The 16717-nt window shown below is 34.8% G+C and carries 21 protein-coding genes and 3 pseudogenes; 12 read left to right on the forward strand and 12 right to left on the reverse strand.

What is annotated here, in order from left to right; genetic code table 11:
* Positions 1–78 precede the first annotated feature (78 nt).
* The 5 genes and pseudogenes from accB to pdxA all read right to left on the reverse strand — a co-directional run bounded on the left by accB (position 79) and on the right by pdxA (position 3692).
* A pseudogene (gene accB, locus N7U66_RS12120) lies at positions 79–576 on the reverse strand (acetyl-CoA carboxylase biotin carboxyl carrier protein).
* 38 nt (positions 577–614) lie between these two features.
* The gene (locus N7U66_RS12125; protein WP_267675499.1) at positions 615–1610 is read right to left on the reverse strand and encodes a beta-ketoacyl-ACP synthase III; all 996 of its coding nucleotides are present in this window, start codon (positions 1608–1610) and stop codon (positions 615–617) included.
* Between the two features lie 178 nt (positions 1611–1788).
* Entirely contained in the window at positions 1789–1992 is a 204-nt protein-coding gene (gene rpmF / locus N7U66_RS12130; protein WP_044401085.1) for a 50S ribosomal protein L32, read from the reverse strand.
* Between the two features lie 9 nt (positions 1993–2001).
* Positions 2002–2541 carry a YceD family protein gene (locus N7U66_RS12135; RefSeq protein WP_267675500.1) on the reverse strand — a complete coding sequence of 180 codons (540 nt, stop codon included), beginning with the start codon at positions 2539–2541 and terminating at the stop codon, positions 2002–2004.
* Positions 2542–2624: 83 nt separating this feature from the next.
* On the reverse strand, positions 2625–3692 hold the full coding sequence (pdxA, locus tag N7U66_RS12140) for a 4-hydroxythreonine-4-phosphate dehydrogenase PdxA (protein WP_267675501.1): 1068 nt from the start codon (positions 3690–3692) through the stop codon (positions 2625–2627).
* 66 nt (positions 3693–3758) lie between these two features.
* On the opposite strand from pdxA, the gene N7U66_RS12145 reads away from it, so the two are divergent.
* Positions 3759–4349: a riboflavin synthase gene (locus tag N7U66_RS12145; protein ID WP_267675502.1), complete on the forward strand. Its 591-nt coding sequence runs from the start codon at positions 3759–3761 to the stop codon at positions 4347–4349.
* Here N7U66_RS12145 and N7U66_RS22580 read toward each other — a convergent pair.
* The 7 genes and pseudogenes from N7U66_RS22580 to N7U66_RS12180 form a co-directional block, all read right to left on the reverse strand.
* Positions 4346–4549: a PID-CTERM protein-sorting domain-containing protein gene (locus tag N7U66_RS22580; RefSeq protein ID WP_390886572.1), complete on the reverse strand. Its 204-nt coding sequence runs from the start codon at positions 4547–4549 to the stop codon at positions 4346–4348. The two genes, N7U66_RS12145 and N7U66_RS22580, sit on opposite strands and share 4 nt — an antisense overlap.
* Positions 4550–4830: 281 nt before the next feature.
* Entirely contained in the window at positions 4831–5427 is a 597-nt protein-coding gene (locus N7U66_RS12150; protein ID WP_267675503.1) for a LytR/AlgR family response regulator transcription factor, read from the reverse strand.
* Positions 5387–5584: a hypothetical protein gene (locus tag N7U66_RS12155; protein WP_267675504.1), complete on the reverse strand. Its 198-nt coding sequence runs from the start codon at positions 5582–5584 to the stop codon at positions 5387–5389. Before N7U66_RS12155 ends, N7U66_RS12150 begins: the two co-directional genes overlap by 41 nt.
* A 67-nt stretch (positions 5585–5651) precedes the next feature.
* Positions 5652–7563 (reverse strand): annotated as a pseudogene (locus N7U66_RS12165) (histidine kinase).
* An 89-nt stretch (positions 7564–7652) separates the two neighbouring features.
* A complete protein-coding gene (locus N7U66_RS12170; protein ID WP_267675507.1) occupies positions 7653–8585 on the reverse strand; it encodes a ligand-binding sensor domain-containing protein in 933 nt (310 codons plus the stop codon).
* A gap of 121 nt (positions 8586–8706) precedes the next feature.
* The gene (locus tag N7U66_RS12175) at positions 8707–9072 is read right to left on the reverse strand and encodes a hypothetical protein (protein ID WP_267675508.1); all 366 of its coding nucleotides are present in this window, start codon (positions 9070–9072) and stop codon (positions 8707–8709) included.
* Positions 9044–9403: a hypothetical protein gene (locus N7U66_RS12180; RefSeq protein WP_267675509.1), complete on the reverse strand. Its 360-nt coding sequence runs from the start codon at positions 9401–9403 to the stop codon at positions 9044–9046. Before N7U66_RS12180 ends, N7U66_RS12175 begins: the two co-directional genes overlap by 29 nt.
* Positions 9404–9767: 364 nt before the next feature.
* Between N7U66_RS12180 and N7U66_RS12185 the strand changes: the two genes are divergently transcribed.
* From N7U66_RS12185 to N7U66_RS12230, 11 genes and pseudogenes are all read left to right on the forward strand, one after another.
* Complete coding sequence (locus N7U66_RS12185; RefSeq protein WP_267675510.1) at positions 9768–10397, forward strand: zinc-binding metallopeptidase family protein; 630 nt, start codon at positions 9768–9770, stop codon at positions 10395–10397.
* A gap of 22 nt (positions 10398–10419) precedes the next feature.
* Positions 10420–10782, forward strand: coding sequence for a M20/M25/M40 family metallo-hydrolase (locus N7U66_RS12190; protein ID WP_267678525.1), 363 nt, complete (start codon positions 10420–10422; stop codon positions 10780–10782).
* Positions 10783–10793: 11 nt separating this feature from the next.
* Positions 10794–11432: pseudogene (locus N7U66_RS22585) on the forward strand (hypothetical protein); the annotation flags it as partial.
* Complete coding sequence (locus tag N7U66_RS12195) at positions 11372–11665, forward strand: hypothetical protein (protein WP_267675511.1); 294 nt, start codon at positions 11372–11374, stop codon at positions 11663–11665. The pseudogene N7U66_RS22585 and the gene N7U66_RS12195, both read left to right, overlap by 61 nt.
* Before the next feature lie 155 nt (positions 11666–11820).
* Complete coding sequence (locus tag N7U66_RS12200; protein ID WP_267675512.1) at positions 11821–12336, forward strand: T9SS type A sorting domain-containing protein; 516 nt, start codon at positions 11821–11823, stop codon at positions 12334–12336.
* A gap of 398 nt (positions 12337–12734) precedes the next feature.
* Positions 12735–13967 carry a tyrosine-type recombinase/integrase gene (locus N7U66_RS12205; protein WP_267675513.1) on the forward strand — a complete coding sequence of 411 codons (1233 nt, stop codon included), beginning with the start codon at positions 12735–12737 and terminating at the stop codon, positions 13965–13967.
* Positions 13967–14515: a hypothetical protein gene (locus N7U66_RS12210; RefSeq protein WP_267675514.1), complete on the forward strand. Its 549-nt coding sequence runs from the start codon at positions 13967–13969 to the stop codon at positions 14513–14515. The genes N7U66_RS12205 and N7U66_RS12210 overlap by 1 nt, the downstream gene beginning before the upstream one ends.
* Before the next feature lie 233 nt (positions 14516–14748).
* Positions 14749–15063, forward strand: a complete 315-nt coding sequence (locus tag N7U66_RS12215; RefSeq protein WP_267675515.1) for a helix-turn-helix domain-containing protein — start codon at positions 14749–14751, stop codon at positions 15061–15063.
* 310 nt (positions 15064–15373) lie between these two features.
* A complete protein-coding gene (locus N7U66_RS12220; RefSeq protein ID WP_267675516.1) occupies positions 15374–15868 on the forward strand; it encodes a rolling circle replication-associated protein in 495 nt (164 codons plus the stop codon).
* Positions 15852–16208 (forward strand): hypothetical protein, encoded by a 357-nt coding sequence (locus N7U66_RS12225; RefSeq protein ID WP_267675517.1) that lies wholly within the window; start codon positions 15852–15854, stop codon positions 16206–16208. The genes N7U66_RS12220 and N7U66_RS12225 overlap by 17 nt, the downstream gene beginning before the upstream one ends.
* A gap of 2 nt (positions 16209–16210) precedes the next feature.
* A complete protein-coding gene (locus N7U66_RS12230) occupies positions 16211–16555 on the forward strand; it encodes a hypothetical protein (RefSeq protein ID WP_267675518.1) in 345 nt (114 codons plus the stop codon).
* The last annotated feature ends 162 nt before the right edge of the window (positions 16556–16717 follow it).

Here is a 16717-nt window from a genome sequence, read left to right on the forward strand (position 1 = left end):
AATATTCAACAATCAAATTCCAAATAGTTTCCTTTTGAAATTTGCCGATTGATCCCGACATATCGGGAAAGATTTATATTAAGACGGATCTACTAAAAATAATGGTTGATCAAACTCTACTGGAGAGGAATCATCTACTAAAATTTTAACGACTTTACCTGATACTTCAGATTCAATTTCATTAAATAGTTTCATGGCTTCAATGATACAAAGTACATCACCTTCAGCTATGGTTTGTCCTACTTCTACAAATAACGGCTTATCTCGGAGATGGTTTTCTATAAAACGTTCCAATAATTGGCGACTTTATTGTGATGTATTTTGCGTCTTCGCTGGCGGCCGCTGTAGCAGCGGCTTCGGCTGCAGATACCTCAGGAGCTCCTGCTGCTGGCGCTTGAGCTACCGGCATTTGCATGTGAGGCATTTGTGCTGCCATTGGCATGTGCTGTACATAAGTCGTTTCTGTATCAGGACCAGTTTTTATTGTAATCTTAACGTCTTCTGTTTCCAATTTAACCTCACTTGCACCGATTTCGCTACAAATTTGATTAAGTTTTGAATGTCTTTTAAATCCATAATTAAGAGTTATTTTAAGTGTGTTTTTAGTTAGTTTTCTATGAGTTATAGGCCCATTTTAAATAAATAGAGCCCCAGGTAAAGCCACCTCCAAAGGCAGCAAAAATAATATTATCTCCTTTTTTAAGTTGCGATTCATAATCGCTTAATAATAACGGTAATGTTGCTGAAGTCGTATTGCCGTACTTTTCAATATTCATCATTACTTTTTCTGGTTCTAATTCAATACGATTTGCAGTAGCGTCAATAATACGCTTATTAGCTTGATGCGCTGCCAACCAAGCAATATCGCTTTTCTCCAGATCGTTTCTCTCTAATATTTTTACAGTAACATCTGCCATATTAAAAACCGCATTTTTAAACACTGTTTTTCCGTCTTGAAAAACAAAATTTTCTTTTTTGGCAAGTGTTTCAGCAGTCACGGGATAAGAGGAGCCGCTAGACTTTACTTGTAGAAATTCTCTTCCCGCGCCATTACTTCTTAAATATTCATCTTGCAACCCAAGACCATCATGATTAGGTTCAAATAAAACAGCGCCAGCACCATCTCCAAAGATGATACAGGTTGAGCGGTCTTCATAATTAATCATTGAAGAATTTTTATCGGCGCCAATAAGCAAAACATTTTTATAGCGTCCGGATTCAATGAATTTGGCCGCAGTAGACATTCCAAAAAGAAAACTGGAACAAGCTGCCTCCAAATCAAAAGAAAAAGCGTTAACAGCACCAATTTGTGTCGCCGTGTAAGCCGCTGTTGAAGCCGCTTGCATATCGGGTGTTGCAGTCGCAACGATTACTAATTCTATATCTGTGGGATTGATTTGTCTTTTAGCAATAAGCTGGTTTGCTGCTTTAATTGCCATATAAGAAGTGCCTTTGCCTTCTCCTTTAAGGATGCGACGTTCTTTGATTCCCGTTCTCGAGGTTATCCATTCGTCGTTTGTATCAACCATAGATTCTAGGATCTTATTAGTTAATACATATTCGCGTACATAAGCACCTACAGCTGTGATTGCTGCTGAGATTTTACTCATACTTTTCGAGTTAATTCGACCAAAAATGGTTCAAAATCGTTCAAAAATGACGAAATTTTAATGAAATTAATCATTTCCCGTCAATAATGCGCAAATTAAGTTGTTTTTAACGCATAGAAAAATATATCATAAAAAAAACGCCCACAAGTGAGCGTTTTCTATATGCATGCATAATAAATTATGCTAAATTTTCTTCAGCAACAGCATTATCAATTAACACTTGACCTCTGTAATATAATTTTCCTTCAAACCAGTGTGCTCTATGGTATAAGTGAGCTTCACCTGTTGTTGGGCAAGTTGCAACTTGTGGCGCAGTTGCTTTGTAATGTGTTCTTCTCTTATCTCTTCTTGTTTTCGAGATTTTTCTTTTAGGATGTGCCATTTTATTATTTTATTTATCCGTTAATAGTTTCTTTAATGTATTCCAACGAGGATCTGTTTCCTCTTCGTCTTCTTTTATATCCTTTATTTTAGGACTTAATTCTTCTAATTTTTCAAGTATGTCTGAATCCAATGAGCCATCTTCAACACCTGGATGCATCCGTTTGCTCGGCATGGCCAACACAATTAACTCATAAACGTATTGTTGAATATTGATTTCATATTCCCCGTGAGGAATGATTAATATGTCTATATTCTCATCGTTAAATTCTTCACCAAACTTAACCACTAAATCAAACGCATTTTCTAAAGGTTGATTATAGGGCTCATTAGTAACATCACAATTGACATTTACTGTTCCGGAAACTTCAAAATGTAATTCTAAAAGTGTGCTCTTTTTTTCTAAAACAACATTCACTTTTAAATCACTTCTATTGAAGTCTTCGTACTCAAAATATTCAAAGAACTTATTATCAATATCGTAATCAAAATGATGTTTTCCAACTTTTAAACCTACAAATGGAATTGTAAACGCTTTCAATGGCTTCATTTTCACATCTATTTTGAGCCTGCAAATATACAAATTTTTATTTATTCAACAGACTTATCAACAATTTTTTACATTCTAGTTTTTTATGCTCTTTTTTGGTCTTCAAATCGCTTTCGTTTTGATACCGCTAAAGGGTTTTTATGCAACTCTTCATATTCTCTTCTATTGTTGAAAATACTAACGGCAGTAAAAAGGGCTTCTTTAAAAGAACCGGTGTCTGCCGTTCCTTTTCCCGCAATTTCATAGGCGGTTCCATGATCTGGTGAGGTACGTACTTTATTTAATCCTGCTGTAAAATTAACACCTTGACCAAAAGACAAGGTTTTAAAAGGGATTAATCCTTGATCATGATATGCGGCTATAATGGCATCAAAATTCTTATAATTATTAGACCCAAAAAAACTGTCGGCTGCATAAGGACCGAAGACCAATTTCCCGCTTTCTTTTATTTTTTGTAGTGTTGGCCGCATAACAACATCGTCCTCTTTGCCAATAACACCATTATCTCCTGTATGCGGATTAATACCTAAAACGGCAATACGCGGTTTCCTAATTCTAAAATCTTTTTTTAGTGAATCATAAACCGTTTCAATTTTTTTAGTAATAAGCGCTGGTGAAATATGACTCGCAATGTCCTTTACTGGCACATGGTCTGTTAGTAAACCCACTCTTAATGTGTCGGTTACCATAAACATTAAACTATCCCCTTCTAATTCCTGATTTAAATAATCGGTATGCCCTGGGAATTTAAAGGTTTCAGACTGGATATTGCTTTTATTAATTGGGGCCGTTACTAAAACATCAACATCGCCATCTTTTAAGGCTTTTGTTGCCGCTTCCAAAGATTGAATAGCATACGCCCCAATTTTGGGGTCTTCTTTTCCAAAACTGATATCCACATTTTCCTTCCAACAATTGAAAACATTAACCTTACCTTGCAAAACTTGATTATGACTTTGAACGCTATTTAAATTAACATCTAAATTAAAATGATTTTTTACAAAAGTCATCGTTTTAATTGAGGCAAAAATAACGGGCGTAAAAAAATCTAACATCCTTGAATCTTCAAAAATCTTAAGTAGAATTTCTGCACCAACGCCATTTAAATCCCCTATAGAGATGCCTACGATTATTTTTTCTTCTTTCTTCATTAATAATGCTAACTATTGTTCGTAATTTTATAGTCACAAATTTAACCAAATAATACAGTTAAAAGTATGTTTACCGGAATTATTGAAACGATAGGGACTGTCACTCAATTACAAAAAGAAGCAATGAACCTTCATATTTCTATTAGAAGCGCTATTACTTCACAATTAAAAATTGATCAAAGTGTCGCTCATAATGGTGTTTGCTTGACAGTTGTTGCAATTAATGGTGAAGAATACACGGTAACTGCTATTCAAGAAACGTTGCATAAAACAAGCCTAGGAAAACTCTATATAGGTGAGCAAGTAAATCTTGAGCGCGCCATGAAATTAGGCGATCGTTTGGACGGCCACCTAGTACAAGGTCATGTGGATCAAACGGCAACCTGCATTAAAGTAAAAGAAACCAATGGAAGCTGGTCGTATTCTTTTAAATATGATTCTTCTTTAAATAATATAACTATTGAAAAAGGGTCAATCACTGTTAACGGTGTCAGTCTAACCGTTGTTAATTCTAAAAAAGATGCGTTCAGTGTCGCAATAATTCCTTACACCTTTGAAAACACAAATTTTAATACCTTTCAGGTGGGTACGGAAGTAAATTTAGAATTTGATGTGATTGGCAAATACGTCGCTAGACTAAACGCTTTGTCTCACTAAAGGCTTTTACTTTTGGTTTGATACATTTTATAAATGCCATAAAGAAGTCCCGCAACTAATAACAAGTAAACACTCCCATCAACCGGTAAAGCTGGTGGTCCTGGTGGCCTCCTCATTGGAGGTGGTGGCATCCGGGCTGAGCACACAAAACTTATTAATATAAATAAGATTGAGGCGAATGTCTTTTTATATGTTATCATAATCAGGACGTAAATGTATCAAAAAAAACATCTAAACAAAACTTTTCTACACTTTATTCGTTGTAAAAACACCGCGAACGGTTGTTTTTTTCGACAAACTACCAATTTACTGAAAAAATTATCCGTTTTTGACGAATAATTCATTTGTTCTTGTTTTTTGGGCTTTCCAGTTGCACCAATCCTACAGAAAACTTAAAAGCATTGACTGTCAACGTATAAGGCTACGAATTTACACTTTTTTGAATTTTTATTTGTAAGATCGCTTCTTCTTGTTTCCATAGTTAACGATGCATTTGATCTAATATTTCAATAACCTCAGCCTTTTTTCTCACAGAAACGGGTACGTTTTGTCCATTTTTCAACATTAAATACCCGCCATCTGTTTTGATAAAGGCACTAATACATTGTAAATTGACCAAATGACTTTGGTGTACACGCAAGAATTCGTAGGGCTTAAGCATGTCGCTAAAGTATTTCAGCGTCTTTGTAACGAACACCTTTTTACCGTTTTGTAGATGAAAAATAGTGTTATTACTGTCTGATTCACAACGAACAATGTCCCCTAAATTGACTATAATTATTTTATCTAGCGTATGCAAGGAGATTTTATCCGGTTTTTTCTCCGGTGCAGCCAAGGTGTCTTTCAAAATGTTTAACCGCTCTACCGAAGGTTGAATTTGTGATTTAGCTCGTTTTATCGCCTGGTCTAACTCCTCAGGACTATAGGGTTTTAAAACATAATCGATAGCCGCAAATTTAAAGGCTTTGATGGCAAATTCATCACTTGCTGTTACAAAAATAATCTTAGATTTTAAGTCCGGAAAAATCTCTAAAACATCAAAACCAGTGCCATCGCCCAACATAATATCTAAAAACAAGATGTCTCGGCTCCTGTTTTCTTAAAGCCTTCGCTGCTTCAACAACGCTTTGCGCGGTATCAACAATAGTAAGCTCCGGATGTCCGGATTCTATGTCTCTTTTTAAAAGTTCCATGGCGTCCATTAGGTCTTCTATAATAATTGCAGTAAGTGTCATTTAATAGTCTGTTTCTAGAGGTATATTAAAGGTGATCGTTGTTCCTAAAATTGCTCCATTATGGTTTTTAATTTCCTTTATTTGTAACGCATTCTTTCCGAGATATGGACTCCGGACGCTCCGCAGTAACTTTAAGCGCCATGGATTGATGATCGGTTTTTGGTTTGTTTTTTTGCGACTCAAAAACGCCAATCCCATTATCTGAAATAGAGCATTGTAAGTCCTCTTCCGTCGACTGGAAAGTAATAATTAAATGCCCCGTATTATTCGCTTTTAAAATACCATGCCTTATTGCGTTTTCTACAAAAGGTTGAATAAGCATTGAAGGGACCAAAATTTCTTCCGGGTCTAAATCTGAATGCACTGTAATCTCATAGTTGAAAGCTTTAGCGGCCATGAGTTTTTCAACTTCGATATAATGACGCAAGGTTTTTATTTCCTGAGCCAAACTAATCGTGTCTTTTCTTGAATTCATTAAAGTGTCGCGTAGCAATGTTGCAAAACTATTAATAGTGACATTCATCTTCTCCTGGTTTGGTACTGGCCATGGCTTTAATACCATTCAAAACATTAAAAATAAAATGTGGATTCATTTGTAAACGCAAGGCCTTTTGTTCTAAGGTCAACAAATGATTCGCCAATTCTAATTGCTTCGTTTTTACGGTGTTTTCTTTTTTTACCCCTCTAATATAACGCCACACTAAAAGCGCTAAAAAAGTAATCATTGCTATTACCAATAACCATTGAAACCATATCTTCTTATATAGTGGACGCTCTATATAAAAACCAAAACGAATGGGGTCGCTTTCTTCCCAGCGGTAATTTCTTGATTGTACAGAAAACGTATGTGCGCCAAAAGCTAACCCGGAAAAATTTTGAGTGCTTTCACTGGACCATGGACTCCATACGGTGTTATTTAATTGCGTACGGAATTGAATATCGTTGGGGTGATCTAAATCTACACTGGCATATTGAAAACTTATCTGTCTTTGTTTAGGGTTGAGCTGAAGTATTTTTTTGCTATTCGTCCATTTTTTTAAGTTTATGGAGTCTACGCTTTTATAATTCACTAAAACATCCTTAAAAAAAAGGTTGGGCTTACTGTTGTTTTGTTTGCCTTCACTTTGTTGGTAATTTGTTAAGCCATATATAGTACCAAACCACAAATTTCCATTGGCGCCTTTTTCAACAGCATTTAAACAAGTTTCAATGCCTAAAAAACCGTCATTTCTTCCAAAATGAAAGACATCTAAAATGGTATTCGCCTGATTTATTAAAATTTTATCTACACCGCGTTCGCTTCCAGCCCATAAAAAACCTTGATTATCAAAAATAAGTTGGTAAATGTTTTCTGAATATATTCTTTTAATTCCGTTCAATTTAGTAAAACGCGTATAGTCTTCTCTTTCACTATACCAGATGCCACGGCCTGCAGTTCCTATAAAAAGGGTATTATTATTAAATTCCATGGCATTAATAGCCGTTGGGCTTTTTAATACCTGACCAAAATCCTGAACTCTATTATCTTGAATATAACCAATGTGTCCGCTTTTTGTAGAATACCAAAGTTGACCGTCTTTTGCAATCATGTTTTTAATGTATAAATCTTTTATACCCTCCTGTTCTCCAAAAATTTTTCTAATAACTAAACTATCCTTTTCAGGATAGTAATTCAACTTGATAATGCCGCTGGAATAGGTCGCGGCATAAACCGCATCATCAACAACCTGTATTTTACAAATCCAATCGTTGGTAAAACCAGTATCGGTATTGAAGAGATGATTTTTAACGGTTTTTACTTTAAACGTTTCTGTGGAATCTGCAGAAAGACTATCTACAAGTTTAGTTTCACGAAATAATAAGCCACGACCGTCTGATCCTGCCCAAATATTCCCTCTAGAATCACTTGCAATGGTTTTAATTTTTACATCGGAAAAGTGTTTGTAAGGTTTTATGTGATGAATGCCCGCTGAATCCATTCGGCTCAAACCTGCCTCCGAGCTTGAAAGGTATAAACCATCTTTCGCCTGATGCACGGCATACACGCGATTGCCTTTTAATCCGGTATTTACGGTATAATGCTTAAAGTTGTTCTGAAAATATTTATAGAGCCCACCTCCGAAGTAGCAATCCACAGATTGGATTGGCTATCGGCAAGAACTTTTCTAATATGTGCAACGGAGAACCCGTTTTTAGTATTTAAGACCGCTTTCTCTGAGTTTGTTTTTGTTTCAATAATGGAAATGCCATCATTATCTGTAGTTACCCGGAGTTCGTTTTCGTTTTGAATAGACAAACTATTTATACGCAACGGTTCCCGCATTAAAATAGGAGACTCCAAATCCTCAAGGTCAAAAACAAAAGTCCCGTCGGCAAAGGTTGAAGCATAAATTTTATTTTGGTATGAAATAGCGGCAGAGAAGTTGTTAGACTCTAACTTTTTCAAATTTTCCAACCCTTCCTTTAAGTCACTTAGCCTATAAAACCCTTGGTTTGTTGCCATCCAAAAAAAACCGTTTTTAAAAATAATAGCATTCACAGAACTAGAGTCAATGTCTTTATTTATACTGATCTTTTTGAGTGTTTCATCTTTATTTAGGCTATAAATGCCGCGTTTTGTAGCGAGATAAATGGTGTTATTAAATTGATAAATTTTATTAACCTGAGGCGCCTCAATGTTTAAAAATACATTCTTGCTTTTTATAGACAACCCCTTTTTAGTGCCTATGTAAAGTTTTTCTTTTGAGGATAATAATGCAAAAATATAATTAGATTGTAAGCCATCACTTTCGTTCCAAACTTCGAATGCGTTTCCGTTAAAGCGACTTAATCCGCCACCTTGTGTACCTAACCACAAATAGCCTACCCCATCTTGAATCACATCATACACCTGCGATTGTGGTAAACCGTCTTCAATAGTATAGGCTCTTAGGTTCCTGTTTTGTGAAAAACCGGAGCGTGAAACTATAAAAAGGATTAAACATGTGACAAATCGATTCAAGTGCAATGTATTAGATAATGAAAACAAATATAGTTAAACTCTTATTGTATACTTACCATTAAAAACGCTACGAACCATGAAAGTACGTAGCGTTTATTTTTTGATAATTTAAAACCCCAAGTTAATTATCAAAAAGAGAACAACAATCTACTCGAGAGATGGCATTGGTAACCATAACAACCTCTGTTGTTTTTTTGAAAGAGTTATTTTTCCAAAGAATATATAGTGCATTATCTATAACATCACAAGCGTCGTCGTTCATTAAGCTTAGGCTTATAATATCGTCTACGTTTTCTAAGCCTTTGTTTCCTAGATTGGTCACGTTTTCATAATTTAATGCTTGTGATGTGATGGTTAGTCTATCGATTTCCACACCATTTTTCACGGCTCTTATTTGGTAGCTCTTTAAAGCGTCAACATCATCACTTCCTTTTACACCTTGCTCCCCAAAGACAAACCTAATGGCTGAATCTGCTGTGCTGCTCATTGTTTTTTGTGAGATGAGTCCACCCCATATCCAACCCGTATCTCGGACCTACTTTTATTTTATAAAAACTGCTGGTTACCCCGTTTAACGTTATGGGCTTTTCGCTTTTTTCTAATAACCTTACTTTCATGCCAATAGGTAAGGTTGTTAATTTTTGGCATTGTGTTGCTGGGCAGTCTCTTAAAGCAACATCATTGGCTAACAAGTATTTTGAAGCTTGTGTTGCTGTTGCATGTGCATACGTGTCAAAAACGACTTCTCTGTTTTGAGCAAATACGTTAGTTGCGATTAATAATACTACTGCCAGGATACTGTTTTTTAAAATTTTCATAATAAAGTGTTTTAGAGTGTTATTGTTTTGTTTACACTTCAAAGGTATTATGAGACCTTCCTTTAATTGGGACGGTTTTAGTATTCGTAGCCGTTAAACTAGAATTCGTTTTAAGCGACAACCATTGCTTTTTAATACGGGCAAGATCGTTTAAGGCTTAAAAAAAATAGAGTATCCTTAATAATTTATCAAAAACCACCAGTTTCATTGAAAAATAATACCCTTTTTTGTTAAAAATTTTAAATAAAATTAAGGAATGGGTTAAAAAAATTAGATTTAAATAATTTTGTAGGTGTTTTTTATCATAACTTAGGTACTGATTATCAAACCACTAGAATTGAATTAATTTCAAAATCCATTACGTATGAAAACCCTCCAATTAACAATGTTATCCATGCTATTCTTTTGCATGGCTTTGAAACCACAAATCTCAGAATCTCAAAACAGTCAGTCCCTAGAAAAGAAGGACATGTTTTATGCAACCATGCAGACACAAGATGCTAAAGGACTACAGATCAATCATCCGGAGGCTATCGAAATTATCAAATCCTTTAATGGCCATAGTGCCGTTATGCTGTCTCATCATGCGGCCGAAGAGCTACACCACAAGGTTTTAGTTCATGGTCCCGGATTTATTTATGAAGCCTCAAGGGAAAATGCTATTGCGGCCATTTACAAATCCAGTCTCATGGCCTCTAAAGAGGCTAATAATAAAGCCAACCTTACTTATAGCATTACCCAGCAACCATTGGTGCTACAAAGTTTAGATTTAGTGAACAATCTAAACATTGCAAATCAAATTCAAGAATTAGAAAGCTATGTGACCAGATACCACACGAAAAACAGTGCAGCACAAGCTGTTTTCGACTTAAAAACCAAATGGGAAACGCTTGCTTCAGGAAGAACGGATGTTTCTGTTAGGATTGTAAACCACACAAGTACCAGTATGCCCTCGGTTGTGATGACCATTACTGGCTCAGAAAATCCGAGATGAATTTGTAATTATTGGGGGTCATATAGACTCTACAAATAGTGCGAATAACAATGATGCTCCAGGAGCAGATGATAATGCATCCGGAATAGCAACCATTACCGAAGCCGCGAGAGTATTGTTCGAAATGAATTTCAAACCTAAGCGCACTATAGAATTTATGGCTTTTGCCGCTGAGGAAGTAGGTTTAAGGGGCTCTAAAGAAATTGCGCAAGACTATAAATCCAGGAACGTTAACGTGATTAGTTATATGCAATTAGACATGACCAACTATAAGGGTTCTGCAAATGACGTATACATATCAACAGATTCTTATAACGACGATAATTTGAATAATTTCTTAATCGAGCTTATGGATTTTTACAACGCTTCGGAACGCACAAATTAACTTACGGCACTTCCATTTGTAACTACGGTTGTTCAGATCATTATAGCTGGGCACAAGAGGGCTATGATGTTGCTTTCCCCTTTGAAGCCACCTTCAATCAAAGCAATCCTTATATCCATACTAGAAACGACACGTTTGACAGATCGCCAACCCCGAATGCGACACATGCGGCAAAATTTGCAAAACTAGCATTAGAGTACCTAATAGAAATCTCAAACGGCATCAATACAGGCAATCCTAATGGTGAGGTTTGTACTGAAACGATCTCAATCTATCCGTATCAGGAAAGTTTTGAGTCGTCTTTTGGAGCTTGGTCCCAAGGCACAGATGACGATTTAGACTACTCTAGAAACTCAGGCGCGACACCTTCAAGTGGTACAGGTCCCGCCAGTGCATCTAATGGTTTTTATTACATATATGTTGAAGCTTCAGGCAGTGGCACCGGCTTTCCTAATAAAACCGCGACTTTAAACTCTCCTTGCTACAACCTCACCACACTTACAACACCTGAATTAAGTTTTGATTACCACATGTTAGGAAGTGCTATTGCTTCGTTAACTGTTGACATTAGAACAAGTACTACTGGCACTTGGAATGCTATATATACCAAATCGGAGACCAAGGTAGCAATTGGAAGACCGCCAACATAGATTTAAGTTCTTATGGCAACGAATCTGCTGTTCAATTGCGCGTCACTATCGTGACGGGAAGCGGAAGTAGCGGCTGGCGAAGCGACATCGCTCTCGATGCGATCTCCATAAATAATGGTACAACCACTAATCCAACTTGTGAAACCATTAATTTTAATAACTACACCATAAATTCTTTTTCTAATCAAGATGCTGATGGTACATACAGTATTGCTAACTCGGCGGGACATTAATTCTAAATAACAACACCTGGAAACACATCAATTTCAACTATACTGTTACTGCTCAAACGGTTATTGAATTTACATTCAGTAGTACTTCTGAAGGAGAAATTCATGGTCTAGGCTTTGAAAATGATAATACCCTGACCAGTAACCAGTATTTTAAAGTGTATGGCACCCAAAATTATGGCATTACTAACTACGATACTTATGCTGGAAGTACAAAAACCTATACGATACCGGTTGGTAATTTTTATTACGGCGCCATGGATCGGTTGGTTTTTATTAACGATAATGACGGTGGTACCGGCAACAACTCTACCATTAGCCAGGTCAAAATTTATGAAGGCGTTTGCGACACTTCTGTAGCCCAAAAGATAACGTTTGCCATAACAAAGCCTAATTTAGGCAGTGAAGAGGAAGGTGTGTTGCCTTATATAACCATAAGTCCTAATCCTGTTTCTAACATTTTCAATATTCATGTAACACAAAAAACAAGTAACCCCCTTACTGCCACCCTGTACACTATTAACGGGCGAGCGATTTTTAAACAACCCTTATCCTATGGTGTGAATGCCTTTTCTTCTAAGAAATTACAACTTAGCGCAGGTCTCTATTTAATAACTTTAGAAACTGAAGGGGAAGAAACGGTTACAAAAAAAATAGTTTTAGGTGATATTTAATTATAAAACAAGGTCTATATTCTAAAGAAAGACCTTATTTATTCTATACATTAATTACAATGCGATATAAAAATTAGGAATGTAATTCTTTTTATCCTGACGTAATGATTTTGAAAAAGGATCCATTATCGGCTTCAAAGCTCATAGATTTGTAGTATCATTATGAGTCAATAAAGCATCAAACAAAAAACCCTTCTAAAAAGAAGGGTTTTAAGTGTGGTCCCACTTGGTCCACCTGAAGTGTTGTCTTATTTTACTCTATTTTATTGTATTTAAGCACTTTAACCCAGTTAATACGGGGGTTTTTAGAAAAGGGAAATAAAGCGAAATTCAATCAAATTAAAATTATTCGTCCCCTCATTCGTCCCCTAGAGATTCTTTTTTAATATCTTTGGGTCATGGCAAAAGCAAAATTTGTACTCAAAGAACCTCATGCAAAAACAGAGACTTTAATCTATCTCGTTTACAACTACCAATATAATAGATTTAAATATTCTACCGCTGAAAAAGTAAATCCTAAATTTTGGAATAAAAACGACCAACGTGTTAAGGCTTCTAAAAACTTTCCCGAGCATCCCGAATTTAATGCGCGATTGGATAAAATTGAGAACGGAATAAATAATGCGTTTCGAAAATTGTTGAATGATGGCATTCAACCAAACAACAAAAATCTAAAAGACGCACTAGAAAACGAATTATCAGACCACATTTTAAAACCAAAGAAAACCACACTCTTAGAATTTATAGAGGATTACATTGAAGAAAGTAAATTAAAAAAATCAATAGGTACGGTTAAAGTTTATAATACCACTTTTAAATATCTTAAAGAGTATTCACAAAAGCGTAAAAAATTAAATTTTGAAAACATCACACTTGAGTTTTACAGTAATTACGTTGCCTTTTTAAATATAGAATACAACCTTGCTTCTAATACGATTGGCAAACATATTAAGACTATAAAATCTTTTATGAATGAAGCCACAGACAGAGGGCTTAATGATAATCTTGATTATAGAAAGCGAAAATTTAAAACCATTCGTGAAGAAGCGGACACCATTTATTTAAGCATAGACGAACTCAAGCGCATTGAAGATTTAAAATTATCGGCTAGCCAAAGATTAGATAGAGTGCGCGATTTGTTTCTCATTGGTTGCTATACAGGCTTACGGTTTTCCGATTTTACAGAAATTAAACCCGAAAACATTACCTCTAACAATTCACTAATAGAAGTACGCACAAGAAAAACAAGCCAACGCATTTCTATTCCGTTACACCAAACAGTACGAAGGATATTAAAAAAATACAATAACAAGTTGCCAAAAGCATACACGAACCAAACCATGAATCAATATTTAAAAGAAGTGGTTAGTTTAGCAGGCATTAAAGAACTTATAGAAACCTCAATTACAAAAGGCGGAAAAATTGAACGCACCGTATTACCAAAATTTAAATTGGTATCAACCCACACCGCAAGACGAAGTTTTGCAACAAATTTATATTTAGCACAAGTGCCTACTATCTCCATCATGAAAATAACAGGGCATAAAACAGAACAATCCTTTTTGAAATACATAAGAGTAACACAAAAAGAAAACGCAGATAAATTATTAACACACCCATTTTTTAACTAATGATAATAGATTTTAAAACATTACAGAAGGACTTTAATTCACGCTCAAGTGAACTGAAAAACACAAAAAGATTTGTAGAAGACGAGTTGAAGCAAGTTGACTTGTTATTAAATCATAGTAATTATGCCCCAGATTTCGGAATGTCAGGTTTAACAGAACGATATAAATCAAAACTCGAGAATTTAAATAGAATATATAATTGTGTTCAAAGTGGTTGGAAGATATTTTTATGGGGGTACGAAAAATATTATTATAATGAAAAAGAAACCAAATATAGAAGAGTCTCAAATATTAATGATATTTCAGAAAAACACTTAAAAAGCTTTAATGATGAGAATGAAGTATTTCATAATCAAGGATTGGAGTTGGGAAAATATGTTTTATGGCTCAGAAAATTAGAAAACGAGCCCTCCACAGAAAAAGAATACTCCACTTTAAGCCCTGAACAAAAATTGCTTGCCCTGCATTATTTAGGCCTAGATTTTAGAGACTTTACAAATACTCATGTTGCAAATGTACTTAGTCAAATATTAAATGTCGGCCCGTAAAATATTAGAAAAAATCTTTCAAAAATAAACGGTGGCAAAAATGATTTACGAAATATTACGAATTTTGAAAAACTCACAGAACTATTTGAGAACAAAACCTTTGAGTCTGTTTCTAACAAATTAAAAAGAGAGATTAAGGAGTTAAACTAAAAATTGTGGCACCCCAAAACGGGAACCACAGCCATATCTTATTTAATATTTGCACCATTGTTAAACTAAAATAAAGTAAAATAATGGCAAAAATTGAATTGAACACTTTCGAATTTTCAGACTTCGAAAAAGCTTTTGACAACGCTTTTAATAAAGCAATAAAAAGAGCAGTAGAAAACAAACTATTCCCTCCAAAAATTGGAGACATTGACTTATTCTCTAGGTCAAACACTGCAAAAAAACTTTGCATCTCACTCCCAACACTTCATGACTGGACTTTAGAGGGAATTATTAAAGCCTATCGCATAGGCAGTAGAGTTCTATATAAAAAGCAAGATATAGAAGATGCTTTGACGTTGATTAACCCAAAAGTAAGAAGGGAGGAACTATCATGTTAAAAAAGAAAAATGATTACTCCGTTATTGTTTTCCTAGAAAATGAAAAAAAGCCTAAAAAGTGGGAATTTGTTCATAAGCTAAATGGCTTCTCTATGTTCTTATCTAAAAAACACCCTACTTGGCTATACATGAATGTTTACAACAGGCGAACCAGTCAGTTTATGAAGCAATTCAAGAAAGGCGTTTTCGTCCCGCCGTTCATTGAGTAGGTCTTTCTTTTTTTTAACCTTTTAAAATTAAAAACCTTTAAATAAAAACCTTTAATAAATAACCTTTTAATGGTTTTAATAATTGTACAACGATTCAGATTATGATAGTCAAGAACACATACGGTGTGAGTGTTGCTTTTTCAATTGCAAAATACGGCATTGCTCCAAAAAGTGAGTTTACAGGTTCCGCATTGCAGAGAAGAAAACCTCTAAATAAACCAAAAGCAAAAAAAAAGGAAAGTAAAGACAGGGAGCGAAGAGAACGCTCCTTGTCTAGGCGCTCGAAACAAAAAATTAGAAAAAAAATTACGTGTTTCTCTAGAACTCAAAAAAGACTAAGTTTTGTCACGCTTACCTTTTTAAACAAAGTTTCAGATGAACAAGCGGTAAATGTTCTAAGAAAATTTATTGATAACGTTAAAAAACGAAGTGACGATTTTCAATATTTATGGGTGGTAGAGCGACAAACCAAAAACGATGAATTTAAGGGAAACCCACATTTTCACATGATAACCAACAAGTATTGGAAAATTGAAAAATGGTGGAATTACTGGTTGGCTCTCCAACACAAGAACGGCATTGTTCCCGAGAGATAAGGATTTTAAACCCTCCTCGGCTTTTGATGTAAAACAATTAAACACAAACAATATTAAAAGAATATCTTCTTATGTCACGAAATACGTCACCAAGAATAATGCAAAGTTTAAATGTCAAGTTTGGAATTGCTCGAGAAAAGTATCTGAGCTATATACAGATTTCTATACCACAACCGAATTTACAGACCAATTTAAACGCCTTAACGCAGTGACTAAGGAGATAACAAACAGCGAAAGAAACAACCCAGTAGTTGACGTTAAAATGATTGATTTAAACAGGAATACCTTGCCACTTTATAAAAGGCTTGATGATAAAAATATAAACACTATAAAAAATTAAATATGAATAAAAAAATTATTGAAAACATAGTATTTGACACGAAAGTAACGGATAACTTTTACGTTATAAAAGATAAAGAAAAGCACGAAATAAACTCAACTTTTATAAGCGAAAATTTTGATAACATAATAATTGAAGAGGGTTACAACTATGGATACGCAACTTTAAAGTATAAAAACTGCCTTTTGCTATCATTTGGCAATGAATATGAATTTAGACTTGATTTTATCATACTAGACACTACAAAAGAAATAAGTCACGAGATTATAAATTATCTATCAGAAAACTATGATGATGAAATACGTAGTACTACGATAGATATCTATGAATATTCAGATGATTTTTAAATTTAATCATGAAATAGCTAATTTCGTTTAAGACTTTTTTTAACAATAAAAGGGGAGCCTGTACATTTTAGTAACAGGTTCTCTTTTTGTTTCAACTCCAATTACATACTTCTCAAAACATGTTTACGCTCTTAGGTTAGGTTTCTTCAGAAACTTTTCACC

It is taken from the genome of Lacinutrix neustonica (assembly GCF_026625145.1).
Lineage (GTDB): Bacteria > Bacteroidota > Bacteroidia > Flavobacteriales > Flavobacteriaceae > Lacinutrix > Lacinutrix neustonica.